This is a genomic window from Citrobacter sp. Awk 2 (assembly GCF_028069815.1).
Lineage (GTDB): Bacteria > Pseudomonadota > Gammaproteobacteria > Enterobacterales > Enterobacteriaceae > Citrobacter.
On sequence record NZ_JANEWL010000235.1, the window covers coordinates 1 to 826 of the forward strand.

Sequence of the window (826 nt, forward strand, 5' to 3'; positions counted from 1 at the left end):
TCTATATACTTTTTCATCATCCCCTCAGAGGTAAAATAATTATTGAATCGTTCTCGTGCATTTATACCGTATTGAAGTGCCAATGAAGTATTTTCCCACAAGAGATTCATTGCCTTTCTTAAATCCTTACTATCGCCAGGAGATACAACTAACCCCGTTTGCTTGTCAATATTTATATAGCTAGTACCCGTTCCAATCTCACATGAAATTAATGGCTTTCCATACATCGCACCTTCAAGCAAAGTGATACCAAATGCTTCAGATCTAAGATGAGACGGGAAAACAATTGCATAGCTAAGTTGTAACAACGCTGTTTTATCTTCATCGGGTAATGAACCAACGAAATGCACATTAGAGAGATTTAGTTTCTTAGCTTTACTTCTAATTTCATGTTCTATCCCACTACCGCCAACAATAACTATAGGAAGTGTAGTGCCATATGCCGCATCTAATAAGGTGTGCAAGCCTTTATAATAGCGGAACGCCCCGATAAATAAGAAAAACCTATCCCCCAGTCTATTCTTCCAGTATTTTAGCTTTTCCTCCTTGAGCTGAGGATAAGAATTTTCATCTAATCCATAAGGAATGATCTTTACTTTAGATTCGAATTTCTGTAATACAGTACTAGTCTTTGCGTAATTTGGAGACGCAGCAACAATACAATCAACAGAACTCAGAAAGCGATTCATTAGTGGTGAATATAACCGAGAAATATATTTTTGTTTTACAATATCAGAATGATAACTAACAACTGTTGGTCTTTTTATTCGGCACAAGAAATGAAGCATATCCATAAAAGGAAATGGATAATGGTAATGAATAATAT

General features: G+C 35.6%; 1 protein-coding gene. It reads right to left on the reverse strand.

The genetic code is table 11. From position 1 onward, the window contains the following. Window positions 1–826: glycosyltransferase (locus NNO02_RS23400; RefSeq protein ID WP_271455892.1), on the reverse strand; the 826-nt coding region annotated here is incomplete at both ends.